General features: G+C 54.1%; 14 protein-coding genes. 1 reads left to right on the forward strand and 13 read right to left on the reverse strand.

Annotation, left to right across the window (positions count from 1 at the left end):
* Positions 1-185 precede the first annotated feature (185 nt).
* The gene (gene amiC / locus NA624_RS19970) at positions 186-1,439 is read right to left on the reverse strand and encodes an N-acetylmuramoyl-L-alanine amidase AmiC (protein ID WP_000011919.1); all 1,254 of its coding nucleotides are present in this window, start codon (positions 1,437-1,439) and stop codon (positions 186-188) included.
* Between the two features lie 232 nt (positions 1,440-1,671).
* Between amiC and argA the strand changes: the two genes are divergently transcribed.
* Positions 1,672-3,003, forward strand: a complete 1,332-nt coding sequence (gene argA / locus NA624_RS19975) for an amino-acid N-acetyltransferase (protein ID WP_000588965.1) — start codon at positions 1,672-1,674, stop codon at positions 3,001-3,003.
* Positions 3,004-3,105: 102 nt separating this feature from the next.
* Here argA and recD read toward each other — a convergent pair whose 3' ends face one another.
* The 12 genes from recD to rppH all read right to left on the reverse strand — a co-directional run bounded on the left by recD (position 3,106) and on the right by rppH (position 21,528).
* On the reverse strand, positions 3,106-4,941 hold the full coding sequence (gene recD, locus NA624_RS19980; protein ID WP_000155138.1) for an exodeoxyribonuclease V subunit alpha: 1,836 nt from the start codon (positions 4,939-4,941) through the stop codon (positions 3,106-3,108).
* Entirely contained in the window at positions 4,938-8,483 is a 3,546-nt protein-coding gene (gene recB / locus NA624_RS19985) for an exodeoxyribonuclease V subunit beta (RefSeq protein WP_001000548.1), read from the reverse strand. Before recB ends, recD begins: the two co-directional genes overlap by 4 nt.
* Positions 8,476-11,364: a pitrilysin gene (ptrA, locus tag NA624_RS19990; protein WP_001138240.1), complete on the reverse strand. Its 2,889-nt coding sequence runs from the start codon at positions 11,362-11,364 to the stop codon at positions 8,476-8,478. The genes recB and ptrA overlap by 8 nt, the downstream gene beginning before the upstream one ends.
* A gap of 177 nt (positions 11,365-11,541) precedes the next feature.
* Complete coding sequence (gene recC, locus NA624_RS19995; RefSeq protein ID WP_000946811.1) at positions 11,542-14,913, reverse strand: exodeoxyribonuclease V subunit gamma; 3,372 nt, start codon at positions 14,911-14,913, stop codon at positions 11,542-11,544.
* A 15-nt stretch (positions 14,914-14,928) separates the two neighbouring features.
* Positions 14,929-15,249, reverse strand: coding sequence for a prepilin-type N-terminal cleavage/methylation domain-containing protein (locus tag NA624_RS20000; RefSeq protein ID WP_000019284.1), 321 nt, complete (start codon positions 15,247-15,249; stop codon positions 14,929-14,931).
* Positions 15,234-15,641: a DUF2509 family protein gene (locus NA624_RS20005; RefSeq protein ID WP_001078532.1), complete on the reverse strand. Its 408-nt coding sequence runs from the start codon at positions 15,639-15,641 to the stop codon at positions 15,234-15,236. Before NA624_RS20005 ends, NA624_RS20000 begins: the two co-directional genes overlap by 16 nt.
* Entirely contained in the window at positions 15,638-16,201 is a 564-nt protein-coding gene (locus NA624_RS20010; RefSeq protein WP_000029156.1) for a prepilin peptidase-dependent protein, read from the reverse strand. Before NA624_RS20010 ends, NA624_RS20005 begins: the two co-directional genes overlap by 4 nt.
* Positions 16,192-16,662 carry a prepilin peptidase-dependent protein gene (locus NA624_RS20015; protein ID WP_000744668.1) on the reverse strand — a complete coding sequence of 157 codons (471 nt, stop codon included), beginning with the start codon at positions 16,660-16,662 and terminating at the stop codon, positions 16,192-16,194. The genes NA624_RS20010 and NA624_RS20015 overlap by 10 nt, the downstream gene beginning before the upstream one ends.
* Before the next feature lie 184 nt (positions 16,663-16,846).
* Positions 16,847-17,641, reverse strand: a complete 795-nt coding sequence (gene thyA, locus NA624_RS20020) for a thymidylate synthase (protein ID WP_000816247.1) — start codon at positions 17,639-17,641, stop codon at positions 16,847-16,849.
* Positions 17,642-17,647: 6 nt separating this feature from the next.
* Entirely contained in the window at positions 17,648-18,523 is an 876-nt protein-coding gene (gene lgt, locus NA624_RS20025) for a prolipoprotein diacylglyceryl transferase (RefSeq protein ID WP_000204647.1), read from the reverse strand.
* Between the two features lie 215 nt (positions 18,524-18,738).
* On the reverse strand, positions 18,739-20,985 hold the full coding sequence (ptsP, locus tag NA624_RS20030) for a phosphoenolpyruvate--protein phosphotransferase (RefSeq protein WP_000957887.1): 2,247 nt from the start codon (positions 20,983-20,985) through the stop codon (positions 18,739-18,741).
* A gap of 12 nt (positions 20,986-20,997) precedes the next feature.
* Positions 20,998-21,528 carry an RNA pyrophosphohydrolase gene (rppH, locus tag NA624_RS20035; protein ID WP_000564481.1) on the reverse strand — a complete coding sequence of 177 codons (531 nt, stop codon included), beginning with the start codon at positions 21,526-21,528 and terminating at the stop codon, positions 20,998-21,000.
* Positions 21,529-21,651 lie beyond the last annotated feature (123 nt).

Raw genomic sequence — 21,651 nt, forward strand, 5'->3', positions numbered from 1 at the left:
GCGGGGTGGAGCAGCCTGGTAGCTCGTCGGGCTCATAACCCGAAGGTCGTCGGTTCAAATCCGGCCCCCGCAACCAACTTAATGAACACCCTTACGGGTGTTTTTTTGTATCTGTCGTCTGGTCCGCAACGACAGTGCGGGCAGCATCCTACTTACCCGCGCAATAAACTCGCCGTCATCTCAGGTTAACTTCTTCTCGCCAGCGTCGCCCCATCGGCAAAATACGCTTTAATGCCCGCCAGAATCGACTCTGCGACCTGTTGCTGGAACGTCGCGGTCTTGAGCTTGCGTTCTTCTTCAATGTTACTGATAAACGCCGTCTCGACCAGAATAGACGGAATATCGGGCGCCTTTAACACCGCAAACCCCGCCTGCTCGACCTTGTTTTTATGCAGGTCATTAATTTTACCAAGCTGCTTCAACACCGCTTTACCGAATTTCAAACTATCGGCAATGGTCAGCGATTGCACCATATCGAACATCGTATGGTCGACATAACGGTCACCGCTTTTGCTCACGCCGCCAATTAAGTCCGAGGCGTTCTGCGTTTGCGCCAGATATTTCGCCGCGGTACTGGTGGCGCCTTTGGTCGATAGCGCGAATACGGATGAACCGCTAGGCTGCCGGCTGGTGAAGGCATCCGCATGAATAGAGACAAACAGGTCGGCGCGCTGTTTCTGCGCTTTCGCCACCCGGACTTTTAACGGAATGAAGATGTCTTCATTGCGCGTCATATAGACCTTCATGTTGCCTTCTTTTTCGATCAACGCGCGCAGGCGGCGGGCTATCTGGAGCACCACGTCTTTTTCACGCGTTTTGTATTTGCCTATCGCACCGGGGTCTTCGCCGCCGTGTCCCGGATCAAGCATAATGACAATAGGACGATCGCGCCCCGCTTTACCGGGCTGCGGCCCGCTTTGCGAAGGCGGCACCTGTTTATCCAGATCGCCTTTATTGTAGTCTTCCAGCAGCGCCAGCAGCGGATCCTGCATATCCTGCGCATTGGCAGGATAAAGATCCATCACCAGACGTTCTTTAAAGCCTGCCACAGGCGCCAGCGCAAATAGCTGCGGCTTCACGTTTTGTTTTAGCTCAAAGACCATACGCACAGTCTTAGGATCAAACTGCCCTACCCTTGCGGATTTGATATACGGATCGTCGCTGCGAATCTGCGCGCCAATGCCTTTAAGCACCGAGTTCAGATTCACATCCTCAATATCTACTACCACGCGGTCCGGGTTACTTAAGGCAAATTGTTTATATTTCAGCAGACGATTCGACTCTACCGTGACGCGGGTATAGCTGGACGCAGGCCAGATACGCACCGCAACGACCTGGCTTACGGCAGCCAGCCCGACCTGGCTCACGCTTAATAGCCACATGGCGCCCGCGCCTTGTAGTAAACGGCGACGGCTGATTGCTGAATTGGCTCCCGACATGCTTCTCCCGAGCAAAAACTAAATAGAGATCATACAAAGTTCATCCAAATTGACCGGAAACTTTAGCGAATGACGCATAATCTGTCATCTATAAAAGGGTAAACATTCTTTTTATATTCACGGCATTACTAAGAAAAGCGATCGGACCGCATAAAATTTACGCTTGCACAGAGGGCAAAAACAGAATAAAAATACGCTAATTTCGAATAATAATTCACTAGTAGGACGCGCAATGATAAAGGAACGTAAAACCGAACTGGTAGAAGGGTTTCGCCATTCAGTTCCCTATATCAACACCCATCGCGGAAAAACCTTTGTCATTATGCTCGGCGGCGAAGCCATTGAGCATGACAATTTTTCCAGCATCGTTAGCGATATCGGGCTACTGCATAGCCTCGGTATTCGCCTTGTCGTGGTGTATGGCGCGCGACCGCAAATCGACGCCAATCTGGCCGCGCATCATCATGAACCGATTTACCACAAAAACACGCGGGTGACGGACGCCAAAGCACTGGAGCTGGTGAAACAGGCCGCCGGTTTACTCCAGCTTGATATTACCGCCCGTCTGTCGATGAGTCTGAACAATACGCCGCTGCAGGGCGCGCACATTAATGTCGTCAGCGGCAATTTCACCATTGCGCAGCCGCTGGGCGTTGATGATGGCGTGGACTACTGTCATAGCGGCCGTATCCGGCGCATTGATGAAGATGCGATCAACCGCCAGCTGGATAACGGCGCGATCGTTCTGATGGGGCCGGTCGCCGTCTCAGTGACCGGCGAAAGTTTTAATCTGACCTCAGAAGAGATTGCCACTCAACTCGCCGTTAAACTGAAAGCGGAAAAAATGATCGGTTTCTGTTCTTCTCAGGGCGTTACCAATAGCGAGGGCGGCATCATTTCTGAACTCTTCCCGAATGAAGCGCAGGCGCGGGTGGAAGAGTTGGAAGCGCAGGGCGATTACAACTCCGGAACCGTACGTTTTTTGCGCGGCGCGGTAAAAGCCTGTCGTAGCGGCGTTCGTCGTTGCCATCTGATCAGCTATCAGGAAGATGGCTCGCTATTACAGGAACTGTTCTCGCGTGATGGTATCGGTACGCAGATCGTCATGGAGAGCGCCGAGCAGATCCGCCGCGCCACCATCAACGATATTGGCGGTATTCTGGAGCTTATCCGCCCACTGGAACAGCAGGGCATTCTGGTACGCCGTTCCCGTGAACAACTGGAGATGGAGATCGATAAATTTACCATTATTCAGCGCGATAATATGACTATCGCCTGCGCGGCGCTGTATCCTTTTGTGGAAGAGAAAATAGGCGAAATGGCCTGCGTTGCGGTGCATCCGGATTATCGCAGCTCATCGCGTGGAGAAGTGCTTCTGGAGCGGGTTGCCGCCCAGGCGCGGCAAATGGGGCTGAGTAAATTGTTTGTGCTGACGACGCGCAGTATTCACTGGTTCCAGGAGCGCGGTTTCACGCCTGTCGATATTGAGTTACTGCCTGAGAGCAAGAAAAAAATGTATAACTATCAGCGACGTTCAAAGGTGCTGATGGCGGATTTAGGATAACAAGAGGGGCCTGATGGCGCTGCGCTTATCAGGCCTACGCTCGAAAGCATCATTTGGAGGCCGGATAAGACGCTACGCGTCGCCATCCGGCGAGAACTCGTCTTATCCGGTACGACTGACTTCATCAAATAAGGTGGCTAATCCGCTGCGCCGCTCCGTACGTGTCACAATCGCGCTTGCCAGGATCCGTTCATCGGCATACAGAGATAACCGCCGCCGCGCCCGAGTAACAGCGGTATACACCAGCTCCCGCGTCACGACCGGCGAACGCTGGCTGGGTAAAATCAGCGCGGCGTGATCAAATTCAGACCCCTGAGATTTATGTACCGTCATCGCCCAGGTTGTATCATGTTCCGGCAGACGGCTGGGCTGAACGGACTTGATCGTGCCGTCCGGCATCACAAACCAGACGCGTAACCCCTGCCCGCGATCGAGCGCAATACCAATATCGCCGTTAAATAGCCCCAACGCGCTGTCGTTGCGCGCAATCATTACTGGACGCCCTTCATACCAGCGAGAATGCGGATGCCGCTGAATTTTTCGTTGCTGCACCATCGCCTGCTCAATGCGGTCATTCAGTCCCCTCACGCCAAATGGGCCTTCGCGCAGCGCGCAAAGCAGTTGATACTCATTGAAAGCCTGAAGGATTGCCTCCGGCGTCGCTTTCTCATGCAGCAACCGCAGGTAGCGACCATAGCCCGCCAGCGCTTCATCCAGCATCCCGGCATAATCGTCGCTGCTTTGCAATGTACGCTTCTCTATATCGCTAAACCCCTGCTGAAAAACAGCCTGGATTGCCGACCTGTCGCCGCAGTTAATCGCCGCCGCCAGCTTGCCGATGCCAGAATCGCTGCCGAAACGGTAGCTCTTTTGCAACAAACAGAGGCTATCGCGTAAAGACGCGGCTTGCGTTCCGGCCCCCGCCGGAATGGCGCTCCCTGTTAGTCGACTTAGCTGTCGGGCGCGTTCCGCCGTAAACCCTGCGTTGACATAGGCGCAAATATCGCCCAACACAGCGCCCGCCTCCACGGATGCCAACTGATCGCGATCGCCAAGAAAAATGACCCGCCCGTGCGGCGGCAGAGCGTCAATCAAACGTGACATCATCGGCAAATCAATCATTGATGCTTCATCGACCACCAGCACGTCCAGATGCAGCGGGTTGCCCGCATGATGGCGTAATCGCTGGCTGCCGGGCTGTGCGCCCAGCAGTCGGTGCAGCGTACTGGCGTCCTCCGGTATACGCTTTTTCTGCGCATCGGTAAGAGGAAGCTGACGCAACGCCGCGCCGAGCGACTCCGTCAGGCGTGCGGCCGCTTTCCCGGTCGGCGCCGCCAGCCGGATACGGCAACGTTCGCCATCCGCCATTTGAATTAATGCCGCCAGCAGCTTCGCGACGGTGGTGGTTTTACCGGTGCCGGGACCGCCTGAAATCACGGAGATACGGCGAGTTAGCGCTACGGCGGCGGCCACCTTTTGCCAGTTCACCTCGTCTGTCGGAGGGAATAGCGCGTCCAGAATACGGGATAACTGATCTTCATCTACGGCGATGGCCTGGTTAACCTCGTTAAAAAAGCGCGCAACCGTACGCTCGTTGCACCACATGCGATTCAGGTAGAGGCGATCGCCGCACAGAATTAACGGCGCGGGGCTATCGCCGCAGCTAACCGCCGCAGACGCCAGTAACCGCTTTTTCCAGTCAATTGGCGTAGCCGTTTCGCTTATCCAGGCGACCAGTAAGGGATGCGCCTCCTCCGTTAACGTTAAACGCGACAATGGCAGACACACGTGACCTTCACCTGCGTCATGACTAAGCAGCGCTGCCGCCAGCGTCACGGCGGGATCGTCGTTACCGGCGACGGTTAAAGCAAACTGGGCATCAATGGGCCGTAAGAGTTTTTGTTCAACGGCCTCCAGCAACCGCTCCTGGATTGTCATTGCGCCTCCTCACTCATTTCACCTGCAAACATATCATCCAGTTGGTTAATTAACGCCGCCGCAGGACGAGTGGTAAAAATACCCTGCTGCGGACGTTCGCTATCCACCCCGCGTAAAAAGAGATAGATGACGCCGCCGAAATGGCGTTCATAGTCGTAATTCGCCATTCGATGACGAAGGTAACGATGCAATGCCAGCGTATAAAGCTGGTACTGCAAATCATAGCGATGCGCCTGCATCGCCGCAGCCATCGCCGTCTGGGTATAAGCGGCGCTATCCTCGCCCAGCCAGTTAGATTTATAGTCGAGCAGGTAATAGCGCCCCTCATAACGGAACACCAGGTCGATAAAGCCCTTTAACATGCCGCGAACCTGCATGAAATCCAGAGCAGGGCAACCTGCTGAAAGCGGGTCGTATCGACGAATCAACGCATCCAGCTCTCCGGCGGTAAGCGGCTGGGCAATCGGCAGATAAAACTCCATTTCGACCTGTTTTTCACGCTCGGTCAGCACGCTCAGACTAACGCCCGTCTCGTTAAGGGGAACGTGTAACACGGTGTCCAGCCAGCGGGTAAGTACGGGCTCCCATCGCGTTTCAAAACCACTCAGCTCCAGTTTTTCCTGTACCCATTGGGGGTCTATCGGTTGAGTAAAATCAAGCTCTTCAAACAGGCTGTGCAAAAATGTTCCCGGCGATGCCCCGCGAGGAAAGTGATGCGGCGTCATTGCCGGCGCTTCCGCCGCTTCGCCAACGCCTGCGGCGTCAATGTCGAGACGAGGAATAAGATCTTGCGCCACGCTATGTCCCCGCTGCTGCAAACCGGAATAACTGGTAACGCGCCAGCTATCATAAAGCAGACGTTGCAGCGTTCTGGCGCTGAGTTCCGCGTGCGATGCAGCGGCAATTTGCCAGCGGTCGTTATCCGTACTGCCTGGCGTTCGACACACGATATCCTCGTCGCATAGCGCCTCAATACAGGCGCGAAGGCCTGCGGCATCCATCGGTTCGCCTTTTTGCAGGAGTCGCCCAAGCGCGCTTTGGTGCACATCCGTCTCGCCTTTCTTATCGCTGCGACGCCGCACCAGCGGCGCGACGCCTAGGCTGCAATGCCACACTGCACGGGTCAGCGCGACATAAAGTAGGCGCAGGTCTTCCGCCAGGCGTTCGGCTTCCGCCAGTGCTATGCTCTCTTCGGCGTGACTAAGGTCCAGCACCGCCTCGTAGGAGTGCCTGTCGTGATAAAAAGCCTGGTCCTGCACGCGGAAATGGGTGATAAAAGGTAACCAGACCAGCGGGTATTCCAGACCTTTCGATTTATGAATGGTGACGATTTGCACCAGATGCTTATCGCTTTCCAGACGTAGTTGCTGGCTGGAAGCATTGCTATCGGGTTCAAGGATATGTTGCGCCAGCCAACGCACCAGCGCATGTTCGCTTTCCAGCTGCGAACCGGCTTCCTGTAACAGTTCGCTAATATGCAGAATATCCGTCAGCCGACGTTCGCCTCCCGCTGTCGCCAACAGGTTTTCAGCAATATTGCGCGCCGACATTAACGCGCGCAGCATAGGCATCACGCCGCGTTTATGCCAAATCTGCCGGTAGCCATCAAACTCTTCGACAACCGCATCCCACGCATTTTCATCATTGTTAAGCGTTTCGATATCCAGCGCGGTAAGGCCCATCATTGATGTCGCCAGAGCGCTACGTAGCGTATTCTCACGTTCGGGCGCCATCACCGCCTGCAACACCCACAGCATTTCCTGCGCTTCGAGCGTTTCGAATACGCTGTCGCGGTTAGAAAGATAGACGGAGGGGATCGCCAGTAAGGTCAGCGCATCCCGTATCAGCGCGGCCTCACGCCTGCTGCGCACCAGCACGCTGATATCCGAGGCGCGAACGGGCCGCGACGAATCGCCATTCGTCAGCAGCGCGTCGCCCGTTTGTCCGGCGCGCAGCCAGTCGCGAATTTGCGTGGCGCACACCTGCGCCATATAACTTTGATAATCGCCCGAACCGCAGCTTTCCCCCTCCATTAGCCACAGGGTCATCGCCGGTTGAGGCGCGTCATTCACTTTAAATTGCAGCGACTGGTTTCTGGGCGCAAACTTTACCGGACTGAAGGGAATATCGCGGAACATAAAGGCGTCGTTCATCTGACTGAACAGCTTGTTAACGCTATTCACCATCCCCGGCGCGGAGCGCCAGTTAGTGTCAAGCGTATAGTGCGCGCTCACTTCGCTGCGAGCCTTCATGTAGGTAAAGATATCCGCGCCACGAAACGCATAAATCGCCTGCTTAGGATCGCCAATCAGCAATAGCGCCGTATCGGGTTGATGTCGCCAGATACGGCGAAAAATACGGTACTGTTGTGGGTCGGTATCCTGAAATTCATCGATCATCGCCACCGGAAAACGGGTACGAATCGCCGTAGCCAGCGCCTCGCCGCTTTCACTACGCAGCGCGGTATCTAAACGGCTGAGCATATCGTCAAACCCCAGCTCGCCGCGCCGTCGTTTTTCCTGAGCCACCGTTTCACGGATCTCTGAGAGCGCTCGGGTAAGAACCAGATCTTTAATCGATAGCGGTTCGCCCAACAGGTTATCAATGGCGACAAACAATGGGTGCTGGGGCGTCACGCCGCCAGCTTTGGTGCGCTCAGCTAAAAAACGCTGTGAAAATTTTCCCAACGCCTCGGGTAATTGATAATTTTTGGTCTCTTCTTGCGCCCACGCGGTGATCTTTTCGATCCATTTCGCCTGATTGCCGCGGTTGAATTTTCTGCGATCGATGCCGGATGATTCGATTAGCGCGTCCAGCTCGCTAACCGCCTCACACCACTGCTGCTTCACCTGGTTGATGCGCGCCAGGATCTGTTCATGACGCGATGCCAGCGTCTCCTCCTGCGATGGCGGCGCTTTAATGACCGGCGCTTCGCCCTGCAGATAACGATCGATATCCTTTAAGAGCGCCTTCGGCCCCTTCCATACGTCAAACACCACCTGCGCGATGTCGCGCGGCAGCGGATAGCAATGACGCCGCCAGAAATCGGCGCAGGCCTGATAACGCAACAAAGATTCGTCTTCAATAAGCTGTTGCTCAAACAACATACCGGATTCGAAAGCGTTCAGGCTGAGCATACGCTGGCAAAAACCGTGGATGGTAAAAACCGCGGCCTCATCCATTTGTCGTTCCGCCAGTAATAACCACTGCGCGGCCTGCTTTTTGTCGCTAATTTCTTCCAGCAAGCGGGCATACAGCGGATTATCCGTGCTTTCTCGCAGACAGGCGATGCGCAACTCATGGATATTACTGCGAATTCGCCCACGCAGCTCTTCAGTGGCGGCCTCCGTAAAGGTTACCACCAGCAGTTCTTCAACGGTCAACGGACGGGGAAATGCGGCACTGCCGCCCAGACCGAGCAATAACCGCAGATACAGCGCCGCGATAGTAAACGTTTTGCCTGTGCCCGCTGATGCTTCAATCAGACGCTCGCCTGTCAGGGGCAAGCGCAGAGGATCAAGAGTCTCGGCGACATCATTCATTCTTTTCGCTCATTAGAGGTAACGTTTGCTGCAATGCGCTGACGTTATCCCACACTTTCCAGCCTGTCGGATGCACGTATTCTGCTTTTCCATTCTGGCTACCGGCAATCTGTGACAATATTGCCATACCTTGTGGTTCCACCACCGCCTGGTGGAAGAAGTCGGCAAGCTTTTGTGGCGTCAGCAATTTTATCTGAGCGATGATTTTATCACGCGAGTCAAAGCGCATATTACCCCGATCGAAATCCTTGCTTAAACGGGATGCTTCTTCGCCCAACGTTTGCGGCGCCTGGCGCATTTGCGTAATGATCGCCTGCTGAATTTGGGCGAACTCTTCCGGCTTCATCGCCCTCAGCTTCGCCTCGGCGTCAGGGAAAAATGCCTGATAGCGTTGCCACAGGTAAGAGGGCTGTTTATCGTTGCTCTGTAGCAGGAATCCCATTCCCCACTGACGGCCAACGCTCATCGGAAAGGCGAAAACGGCGTATCCCAGTTGCTCTTCGGTTCGTAGCTGATTGTAAAACCACGGTTGAACAATCTGACCTAACATCGCGCTGTAGGCGGCGCTGACGTACTCGTCGTAGCCGACCGGGACAAAGACCGCTGCTAACGCGGAGTCGGTGCTACTGCCCGCTTTTTCAAATATTACGGACTGCTTTTTCTCAACCACCACGTCTTTGTTGCGACACCACGCCGATCCGTTCGCCGCGAGCTGTTTTTGAACATCTTGCGCCAGAGAGGTCGCCTGGGCTTCGCTCATATTCCCTATAACCAGAAATTCCGGACGAGCGCCCGTTTTTAACGCATTACGATAGGCCATTACCTCTTTCAACGTAATGGACGGCAGCAAAGCGCGACGTTCATCACGGGAAAAATAAGGCACCTGCGAAATCATCTGCACCGGCATAATCGCCTGCTCGTAGGCTTTTCCCTTCTCCGCAGAATCCATCATCTGCGTATACCAGGATTTCGCCTGCGCCAGCTGTTCTTCCGTGGCGTCGTAGCTAAAATATCCTTCCAGCAACGCCAGGAAAAGCTGCGGCAAACGCTGGGTATAACCGTTCGCAGTGACCATCAGACCATTGTTGGCGTTAGTAGAAAAGCTAATGCCGCCCACTGCCGCCTGGTTGCTGAGCTGATCGAGCGCCATTCCCGCCAGATAATCATTAAGGGCGAACAGTACCTGATTGCGGGCGCTGTCCATCGCCTGCGGATTACGCAATACCACGCTCACGTCAGCTTTTGGCTCGCTGGCGAAATAACGACTCGGCGCATAAACCACGCGCAAATCCGCTTTATCGACAATCAGTTCTGGCCGCACGTAGTTTTTGTCATTCTTAACAAGCGTAAAATCATCAGGAATATAGGGGTTTAACTCCGGCAGCGACAACGCAATGCCCTGTGCTTTTTGCTGCCAGTTTTTAAACGTCTGTTCGCTAATCTTATCGACCTGATAAGGCGCATCCACAAAATACGCAATCTTATTATGGGGTTCCTGGGGACTGATGTACCAGATGCGCGCATTCTGCGGCGTCATCATCGCCAGGCGATTTTTGATAGCGGCAGGATCGTAACGATCGGCGATATTCGCCGCATCCAGCGTATGCGCTACCGGGACGCGGATCATAGTGTCCGCCAGCCATTCGACATAGTCCATATCGCGGGTAATCGACGGATAGCGGAAGTCGAGATCCAGCACATGCGCCAGCTCGTCAAAGTAACGTTTATCTATCCCTTTTTCACGTAACGTATTGAGATAGCTAAAGATAGCTGCGACGACTTCATCACGATTGGCCAAACCTTTATCGGTCAGCGTTGCCGAAATGGCAAATACGCCGCTGTTACCATTAACAATCGGATCGGAATCCGCGCTAATACCTTCGACCAGTCCTTGTTTTTGCAGCCAGTCAGAGAGCGTCCCCGGGCTACGATTGCCAATCAGATAAGAGACCAGTTCATCGGTCTTGCTACGGAACTGCGCGCTATTGTTATCAATACGAAACTCCACGCGCAGCACTTTACGCGGTAGCGCCGGCACGTAATGAATAATGATGCCCTTCTGCGCCTCGGTGATGACAGGTACGGTAATTTCCGGTTTTTTAATCTGTTTATTCGGCACGCGACCATAGGTTGCGGCGGCAATACTCGCCAGTTCCGGCAAGGGTTTATTACTGTAAATCACCGCCTTCATCAGATTAGATGAATAGTATTTTTCATGAAAAGCGATCAACGCCTGTTGCACCGGATTTCCCGGCTTATCGCTTAACGTTTCCAGATTGCCGCCAGAAAAGTGCGAGCCTGGATGCGCCGGGTTAATGGTTTCGGCGCTTACCTGCGCCATACGCATACCGTCGCGGGTGCGCGCCATCGTCAGCTCGGCATTCACCGCGTTTCGTTCGCGTTCGGCGTATTTTTTATCGAGCAATGGCGCGGCAATGGCGTCGGCCAGGCGATCTACGGCGCCTGGAAGCGCATCGTTTTCAACCTCCAGGTAGAAGGCTGTTCGATAAGGCGCAGTGCTGGCGTTATGGCTACCGCCATGTCTTTTAAGGTATTCGGCAAGGCTATCCGCCTGCGGATATTTTTTTGACCCCATCAGGCACATATGCTCAAGATAATGAGCAAGCCCCTGATGAGCCTCAGGATCTTCAAGCGATCCAACGGGCACCACTAACGCTGAAAGAGACTTTACAGCCTGCGGATCGGATACCAGCAACACCACCATGTCATTATCAAGACGTATCGCCTGATACTGCCGGGTATCTTTATCGCTTTTACGGATAGTTTCTTGCAGCGGTTGCCAACCGATATCCGCCTGAACTGCAGGCCCCCAGAGGGCGACCAATAACAATAACGCTTTGAACCAGGTGCTGCGGGGCATTCACGGACCTCATCATTAACTTTCATTCCCACTCATCTGTATGGTCACGTAAACCATCGACCTGAGCAGAACGGGATATTATTGTGCTGAACCAGGCAGCATCTTTTTATCAGTAATCAGTCCGTGACGAAGAGCGCATCATAGTCGAAGCCTTTTAATGGCGCGATTTTCATACAATCAACGAGACTGATTAAAACGAAACAGCGGTAACAGGTAATGCCGGGACTGCGCAATGATAGCCTGCAACGTTTCAGATTCCAGCTGACGCCAAAGACGTTGATACCAGATATCTTCGCCTTCGCCGCTCACCATCATGTTGCCTTCATAAGCCTGTAAAAACTTTGTCCTGGCCTTCTGTAAGGTATCATCGTCGTCTAACATGACATCATTTTCAGCGTCATAACAGGCTTTTATCCATGCGCCGCCGCTTTCCGGCAGTACCAATAGCGGAGAAGACATGCCTTCCCGGTAGCCTTCAATCAGTTGCGCCAGGTAAGCCATTGCCTGCGTTTTATCAAGAGGCGGAAATCGCCATTCTCCCTCTTTGCGCAAAAACAGGCGACTTTCGCCACTCCCGCCGCTGGCACAATAGACAAGGTGTTCCAGCCAAAGTTGCACACCTTGCGCAACGCTGATTAAAGCGGGACGCCAGCGCAATAATCCATCCTCCTGTACCTGCGGTAGCCAGCCGGTTAGCTGAACGCCATTGCAAAGCAGATCCACTTCCAGGCTTTGGCTCGGCTTACGGCAGGCGATGACCCGGCTTGCCAGTTGCTGCATCTCCTGACATTGCGCATCCCAGAATATTTCGCCAAACGCGCCGTAAGGCAGCTCTCCCGCTGCCCGGAAACGGCGGAACAAGCGTTCGACGTCGTCCTCTTCAACCAGCGTATTGAGCAACTGTTGGTTAAGTTGATATCGCGTCAATCCCTCTAATTCAAACGGTTCCGCATCAGGAATCTCACTCTCTTCCGAGCGGAAATTAACCTGAAGCCGCATCTGAAAAAATGCGCGTACCGGATGGGCCCAAAAACGCTGCAGACTTTCCAGAGTCAATGTTTCCGGCATCGTAAAAGGAAGCGGCTGCACAAAGTCAGAATGCGCTTTTCCCGACTGACTCGCCGCAGGCAACCACTCTCTGGCATAGCTTTGCTGTTCGCCGGGTTGGTAATTTTGCGCATCAAAAGGCATACGGGTATGCAGACGCGTAATATGCGCTTTGACTCGTGCTTCGCTCTCATCACAGGTCAGCGTTTCGTCGCCCGGCAAATAGTGGCTTTGTCCGATGTAATCCACCAATTCTTGCACCAGTACAGAGGGAAAGCGTTCGCTATTATCCTGGATGGAGCGACCGATGTAGCTGATATACAGCGTCTGCTGCGCCGAGATTAACGCTTCCAGAAACAGATAGCGGTCATCGTCGCGACGGCTTCGATCCCCGCGCATGGGTTTTTGGCTCATCAGGTCAAAGCCCAACGGCGCAAGCTGGCGCGGGTATACGCCGTCGTTCATTCCCAGCAGGCAAACGACTCTGAACGGAATGGAACGCATCGGCATCAGCGTACAAATATTGATGGGGCCCGCCAGGAAGCGCTGGCTAATACGTTCCTGATCCAGACGCTGCGCCAGTTCATCCCGCAGTAGCGAAATCGGTACCGCGTCGCCATATTCCGCCGCGACGCCTTCGGCGATAATGGCCTGCCACTGCTGTTCAATCAATGTCATTGCCGCTTCCGTGTCCGCATCGGGCAGGAAGAAATCATTGAGCATGTCGCGACAAACGGGCAACCACTCTTCCAGCGGTCGCTCCTGCGCCAGACCGCGCCGCCAGATATTAAGCTGCATCAGCAGCGAAGCCAGATGCCCGACCAGCTCAGCAATCAGACCGCTGGATTCGTCATAAGGCAGAACCGACTGCCACTCGCCCTGGGCGCTTTCCATGGCATACCCCAGCAGCATACGCGTCAGGCCAAATTGCCATGTATGCTGTCCCGTGGCAGGAAGTTCCAGCTCGCGTACGTTGTCATCGTCAATTCCCCAGCGAATGCCTGACTCATTGACCCACAAGCGCAAATAACGCAGCCCTTCTTCGTTGATCGTAAAGCGGGCAGCCAATACCGGTACGTCTAACAACGCCAGAACATCCTCGGAGACGAAGCGGCTGTCCGGTAACGAAAGTAGGCTGATAAATGCCTGTAACACCGGATGTGACTGACGTGCCCGCCGATCGGAAATGGCATAAGGCAGATAGCGCTCCGTTGGCGCGCTACCAAATACCGCCTGGATAAACGGGCTATAGCTGTCAATATCAGCCACCATAACGATAATGTCGCGCGGCGTTAGCGTCGGATCGGCTTCCAGCATCGCCAGAAGGCGATCGTGCAGTATCTCCACCTCGCGCTGCGGGCTGTGACAAACGTGAAAAGAGAGGCTGTTATCTTCGGGATCGAGCAGACGCTTATTGTCGCTGCGCGAATACTCCTCAAGGTTTACGCCCGCCACCGCATGGCTTTCCAGTTCAAGAATATCCGCCTGAATCCGATGCAAAAGATTATCTGGCGTAATATCAACAAACGCATCCAGCTCCTGGCTGTTTTCCAGTTCAGATAGCAGGTAGATATAATCCCGCCCCAGTTTTCCCCATGAGGCCAGTAGCGGATTACCGATATCCTGTTCACCGTCGCTGTTAAATAAGGCTTCCGGATTCTGGTTTTCACGGAACAACGGTAAATGACGGTCTTCAAAACTGTGACGACGCTGGCGAGCCATGAGTTTTGCCAGCCAGGCTGGGTCTTTAATGTCCCCCCAGTAATACCGACACGGATTAGTAAAAAGGAGATGAATTTCAATATGTTTGCCCAGCGCCTGCAACGCTCTGAGATACACTGGCGGTAACGCGGAAATGCCGCAAATAAAAACGCGGGACGGCAACCCTGGCGGGCAGGCGGTCGCGCTTTCCAGCGTTTGAATAAAGCGTTGGTAGAGATTGGCGCGATGCCAGCGCGGCTGCCCCAGCGCGGCGGTATATTCCACCAATGCTTTCCACAGCGGCGCCTGCCAGTTTTGCGCCTCCCCCAGACCTTCCACGGTTTCTCCCGCCTCCCACTGCGTAAGCCAGTCAGGCCGATAAACCAGATACTGATCGAACAGGTCGGCGGCGCGCGCGGAAAGCTGAAAGAGTTTGCGTTTATCAGTGTCGTCGGTCAGATAATGGCGCAGCAGTACAAACTCATCCTTATCCAGCAACTGCGGCAGCAAGGTCATCAGTTTCCAGCTCATGCTTTGTTTGCTGAAAGCGCTTTCTTTGGGGATATCCGGCAACACGCGGACAAACATCTCCCAGATAAAACTCGCCGGTAACGGAAAAGCGATATTCGCCGCAATACCAAACTTTTGTGAAAGGGTCATCTGCAGCCACTGCGCCATACCCGTGCTTTGTACCAGAATCATTTCTGGTTCAAAGGGATCATCCAGCCGCTCGCGTTCGACGATGAACTCCATCAACGCTTCCAGCACATCCAGACGATTGGAGTGGTAGACCCTTAACATAATTACTCCTGACGATTAACGATTTGGACAATGCAAGCGCGTCATCTGCCCCTGCTTGCCAGAGGGTGAAACCATCGTGACGCTGATGCTGACACATCCCGATTGCATTGTCTGCATCCGGTTGGCCTTCCACCCTTCAGCAGGCGAAAATGGATACAGCGCCGTTTGCTGCCACGCCTGCCGCCAGATCTGGAGATACTGGTGTCGTAATGCAAAACTGTGCATTAATACCCGCTGATAGCCTGACAGCGCGGTGACGATCATTACTATTAGAACCATCGCCACTAAAACTTCCGGGAGGCTAAACCCGCGTTGTAAATTCAGGGGATGCGACATAACGCCACCTCTTTTAACGGACAAAAATCGCTCCAGCCGTGGGGAGAAAAGACAATACTTCCCTGAATGACGTTGCCCAAACGCCATAACGTCATGCCGTCATCTTGCGCCGCCATCACCACCTCATCCCCCGATAATCTCCGCAAACAGACTCTTGCCCCTGAAGAGGAATAGCGCCGACATTCCATTTCGGTTACGCCTGACCATAGCTGCCCCCGCCCCCATTCCAGCGCCGACTGTACGAGCGCCTGGCGTTGTATCGCCAGGCTCTGCGTCGTCACGCGGGCGGCATAGCTGGCCTGCTGCTGATTTACGCCTTGCAGTAGCAGGCTACCCAGAATCAGTATTAAAAGCGCCAGTATTAGCGAAGAAGCGCCACGTTCCCGATTCACAGATTAAATCCCGTTACGCTGTATTGCGCGTCAATAACCGTCTGAGGCTCGGCTTTGCTGGCGCCGCGCAGATGCAGCATGAGCACTGGCGAGAATCCCGTTATATCCCGTCGCTCAACGGTAAAAGCCGTGATGAGTACCGTATTGGGATCGGTCATTTTTTCCCATCCCTTCCCCTGGCAAGATGTTGCTCCGCGTAATGTTTCCAGAACGTTATCCTTCATACGGAACCCGGTCTGGTCGGCCTCTTTCGCCGGTATGGTATCCCAGACACCGTTATTATTTCCGTCCCACTGAACGATGACGCATTGCCCCTGTTCAGCAAGATGTAACCCTTCGCCAGTACAGTGGCCATGACAGTAACCCGCACGTTGAAGATGCTTCGCTACGGTATAGGTTCGCTGCCAGATTTCATCTTCCAGCGATAACTGTCGCGTGTTGTGCCAGATCTCACGCTGTAGCGCCGGTAAAAATCGTGCGGATCCAAGCAGTAAAATGGAACCTATCGCCATCGCCAGCACAACCTCCAGTAGCGAGAACCCCCGCGTGGTTATTGACACGTGGCGGCCTCGTTACGCTCGCATAGCCTGATTCGCCCCCAGGAGGAGACGACCAGACGCCACTCTCCGGCAGCGTTTTTCAGTACGATGTGCCCTGCCCATGCCGTATTGCGCAAGCCAAAGAAGGCTAACGATGGCGTGATATCGGCAAGGACGACATCACGCCAGTCGGGCGTAAACACAAAGGGGGAAGATGGCGTACACGATGTTTGCGTAGCAACAGAGCTGACAAAGCACCATGAACCGCCTTCGCTGACCACGCGAAGAATGTGATCGCGGTTATGCCAGTGAGCGTCCTCACGAAGTTGCAGCAGATAATCCCGCACCTGACATGCGGTTTGCCACAGGCGCTGTTGCTGCTGCCAACGTTGCCAGCCATAAAGTCCTGTGGCGCTGAGAATGATAATGAGCGACATCGCGACCACCGTTTCAATGAGCGTATAGCCTTGTTGTTTTTTCATGTCGGCAGTATGGCGGGCGGAAGAAAAATAACGAGCGCCAAATACAGATTGTTCGGCGCGTTACGGAAAAAAGTTCATGTTTTGCAGCGCGTTGCAAAATTTCAGGAATCCGCGCCGAAGATTGAGACAAAGGGTAAAAAAAACCGACGCGCGATGACGTCGGTTATGGCAGGATCGTCAGCGCTTAGATAGCGACCGGCGCTTTAATACCGGGGTGCGGATCATAGCCTTCAATTTCGAAATCATCGAACCGGTAGTCAAAAAGCGAATCGGGTTTACGCTTAATGACCAACTTCGGCAGCGCGCGCGGTTCACGGCTTAATTGCAGGTGCGTCTGCTCCATATGGTTGCTGTACAGGTGCGTGTCGCCGCCGGTCCAGACAAAATCGCCGACGTCCAGGTCGCACTGTTGCGCCATCATATGCACCAGTAACGCGTAGCTGGCAATGTTGAACGGCAGACCGAGGAACACATCGCAGGAGCGCTGATAAAGCTGACAGGAGAGTTTTCCATCTGCGACATAAAACTGGAAAAAGGCGTGACACGGCGCCAGCGCCATCTTATCCAGCTCGCCGACGTTCCACGCAGAAACGATAATACGACGAGAGTCCGGGTCGTTTTTAAGCTGGCTTAAAACCGTGGCGATCTGATCGATATGGCGGCCATCCGGTGTTGGCCATGCCCGCCACTGCTTACCATAAACCGGGCCTAAATCGCCGTTCTCATCGGCCCATTCGTCCCAGATGGTGACATTATTTTCGTGCAGGTAAGCGATGTTGGTATCGCCCTGCAAAAACCATAGCAGTTCGTGAATAATTGAACGTAAATGGCAGCGTTTTGTCGTCACCAGAGGAAAGCCTTCCTGCAGGTTAAAACGCATCTGATGGCCAAAAATGGAAAGCGTGCCGGTGCCGGTACGGTCGTTTTTCTGTGTGCCTTCATCCAGCACTTTTTGCATCAGTTCTAAATACTGTTTCATGGTTCCTCAGGAAACGTGTTGCTGCGGGCGGCGGCGATATGCCCAAACCATCATGATCGCGCCAGCGATAATCATCGGGATAGAGAGAATCTGCCCCATGCTGATGTACTGTACCCACGCGCCGGTAAATTGCGCGTCCGGCTGGCGGAAGAATTCAACAATGATACGAAACGCGCCATAGCCAATCAGGAATAATCCGGAGACTGCGCCCATCGGACGCGGTTTGCGAATAAAGAGATTAAGGATGATAAACAGCACCACGCCTTCTAATGCCAGCTCATACAACTGGGAAGGGTGGCGCGGCAATACGCCGTAGGTATCAAAAATAGGCTGCCATTGCGGATGTGACGGCAGCAGCGCAATATCTTCCGCGCGTGAGCCAGGAAAGAGCATGGCAAACCGGAAGTTAGGATCGACGCGCCCCCACAATTCACCGTTGATAAAGTTGCCCAGACGCCCGGCGCCCAGGCCGAACGGAATTAACGGCGCAATAAAATCAGACACCTGAAAGAACGAGCGCTTCGTGCGCCTGGCGAAAATAATCATCACCAGTATCACGCCGATAAGCCCGCCGTGGAAGGACATGCCGCCGTCCCAGACACGGAATAAATAGAGCGGGTTATCCAGAAACAGAGGGAAGTTATAAAACAGGACATAGCCAATTCGCCCCCCCAGGAAGACCCCCAGGAAACCTGCATAGAGTAAATTTTCAACTTCGTTTTTGGTCCAACCGCTTCCCGGACGGTTAGCGCGACGCACCGCCAACCACATCGCGAAAACGAACCCCACCAGATACATCAAGCCATACCAGTGAAGCGCGACGGGCCCAATTGAGAAAATGACCGGATCAAAGTCCGGAAAATGCAGATAGCTACTGGTCATCTGTCACCACAATTTCTTGTTATTTCGCTGAAGAGATAGCGATTGATAAGCGCGCCTGCGCGTTGCAGACGCTCCAAAGGTGCGAATAATAGCACAAGGGTTAAAAGCGAGATGCCGATTACCGTTAAAAGATATGTATACGCATTGTCTTTCATCTTGCAGGCGTGTTGTCTGCGCCGTGAATCCACAGTCACTCTCTTTTCCCGCTCCAGTCGTTACAACCCTCCGCGAATCAATCCCCCCATCCCGCGGCGCTCCATAAACGCCGCCACCTGATGACGCACCTCGGTCGCCATCTGCGCCTCAAGGCTGCGTCTGGCAAGGGTTTGCGCGTCTTCAAAATCGATATGCCGCAGCAGATATTTCACACGCGCTACCGAACGGCCATTCATCGAAAGATGGCGATATCCCAGACCGATAAGAATCGCCACGCACATCGGATCGCCCGCCATCTCGCCGCACAAGCGAAGATCGAGACCATGTTTTTCGGCTTCCTGTGCAATCATGGACAGCGCGCGCAGCATAGCCGGATGCAGACTGTCATAAATACTGGCCACGCGAGTGTTGTTGCGATCTACCGCCAGGATATATTGTGTTAAATCGTTGGTACCGACCGAGATAAAGTCGATCCGGTTAGCCAGATGCGGCAGCATAAATACCATTGACGGTACTTCCAGCATAATGCCGATACGCGGTTTCGGGATCGCATAGCCGATCATCTCCTCGACCTCGCGCCCGGCGCGTTCGATCAGACGCCGCGCTTCATCGACTTCATCAATACTGGTGACCATCGGCAACAAAATACTGAGGTTGCCAGTCGCCGCATTGGCACGCAGCATCGCGCGGACCTGGATCAAAAATATCTCCGGCTGATCCAGCGTAATGCGGATCCCGCGCCAGCCCAGACACGGGTTCTCCTCGCTGATCGGCATATAGGGCAGTTGCTTATCCGCTCCCACATCCAGGGTCCGCAGCGTCACCGGTTTATCGTTAAACATTTGCAGCATCCCTTGATACTGCGCCACCTGCTCTTCTTCCGAGGGAAACCCGCTTTGCAGCATAAAGGGAATTTCAGTACGGTACAGGCCGATACCGTCGATCCGACTGCCTAACTTTTCCTCATGCTCGGGACTGAGCCCGGCATTCAGCATCACTTTGACTCGCTCGCCGCTTTTCAGTTGGGCGGGAAGATTGACGTCGTCCTCCGCCAGACGACTGAGTTCTATCTCTTCACTAATGAGCCGCTGATATTCCTGAATAAGCACGGGTTCAGGATCGACCAGTAATTCACCGCGATAGCCATCCACCACCAACGTACGGCGATGTAGCACCGAAGGCTGGATATCCGCGCCCATGACGGTCGGGATACCGAGCGCGCGCACCATAATCGCCGCATGCGAGTTTGCCGCGCCGTCGCGCACTACAACGCCCGCCAGCCTGTCCTGCGGCAGCTCCGCCAGGGTGGTCGCCGACAGCTCATCCGCGACCAGAATAAAACGTTCCGGCCAAGCGTTTGGCCCCTGAACTGAATCATCAAGGTGGAATAACAGCCGCTGCCCCAGCGTGCGTAAGTCTCCCGCACGTTCTTTGAGGTAGTTATCGGTTAGCGCCGCAAATTGCTCGGCAAATTTTTCGATGATTTTTTTAACGGCCCACTCCGCAACAGCGCCTTTGTCGACCTCGGCGAAGAGTTCGCGACGCAGTCTGGCATCTGAAAGCAGGTGTGAGTACAGATCGAAAATGGCCGCCGTCTCTTTTTGCGCGCCGGCGGCAAAGCGTTTGCTGTATCGTCGGAATTCGTTCGCCGCCTCTTCCAGCGCGCCGGTCAGTCGTTCGCGTTCAAGAGAGGTATCCAGCGTAGACGCTTCGTAAACCTGTTCCATCAGCGGCATGGTCGCGTCTTGCCAGCCCGTTGCGATAGCCACGCCCGGCGCCGCAGGAAGCGCGCGGATTCGCGTCTGCCGGTATTGCCCGAACAGCGCTGTGACCTGCGACTGTGACAGGATAGCCGCCATCTGCGTAGCGAGCGTGACGAGGAAAGACTCTTCGCTTTCATCGTACTGGCGCAATTCGCGCTGCTGTACGACCAGCACGCCGAGAAGTTGGCGACGCTGAATGATCGGCACGCCGAGAAACGCGCGAAAACGTTCCTCTTTTACCGAAGGAATGTATTTAAAGCTGGGATGTTTTTGCGCATCGGCAAGGTTAATGGGTTCCGCCAGCCTGCCCACCAGACCGACGATCCCCTCATCAAACGCAAGCGCAACGGTTCGACCACGCGGTTTTTTCAACCCCCGCGTCGCCATCAGGTAATAACAGCGTCGGTCATGATCGGCCAGGTAAACCGAGCAAACCTCTGTATCCATCGCAAGACAGATATCCGTGACCAGAATATTCAGCGCCTCGTTCAGACGCGGCGCACTGGCCACTTTTTCGACTATTTCGCGCAGGCGAGTGAGCATAATTTGCGTGGCTTAACCTCTTTTACGTCGATAAGCAGGCGCGCTTTGTAGCTTAGGGGGATTATCCTGAAGCGCCATGACAACACTTGCAAACTCTTTCATTACCCTGCGGTAGACATCGCGTTTAAATGACACCACTTGTCGAACCGGATACCAGTAACTTACCCAGCGCCAGCCGTCAAACTCCGGCGTACTGCTGGTTTGCATATTGATTTCGGCGTCGGCGCTCATTAACTGCAAAAGAAACCACTTTTGTTTCTGGCCGATACATACCGGCTTTGTGTCCCAACGCACCAAACGTTTTGGTAACTTGTAACGCAACCAGTTGCGAGTAGAAGCAAGGATCCGCACATCTTTACGGCTTAACCCAACTTCTTCAAACAGTTCCCGGTACATCGCCTGTTCTGCCGACTCCCCTGGATTTATCCCGCCCTGCGGGAACTGCCAGGAGTGCTGACCAAATCGCCGGGCCCACATCACCTGCCCCTGACGATTACAAATTACGATACCTACATTTGGGCGGTAGCCATCGTCATCAATCACCGGACTACCTCAACATAAACCTTATATATGAACGATTGTTTCATACTCCAGTGAGGCGGTAAACCACTCTGTAATAGTGACACAGCCTAATAACAATTGAATAACTCACAGTAAATAGCCGAG

This window comes from Salmonella sp. NW38 (assembly GCF_051807745.1).
Lineage (GTDB): Bacteria > Pseudomonadota > Gammaproteobacteria > Enterobacterales > Enterobacteriaceae > Salmonella > Salmonella enterica.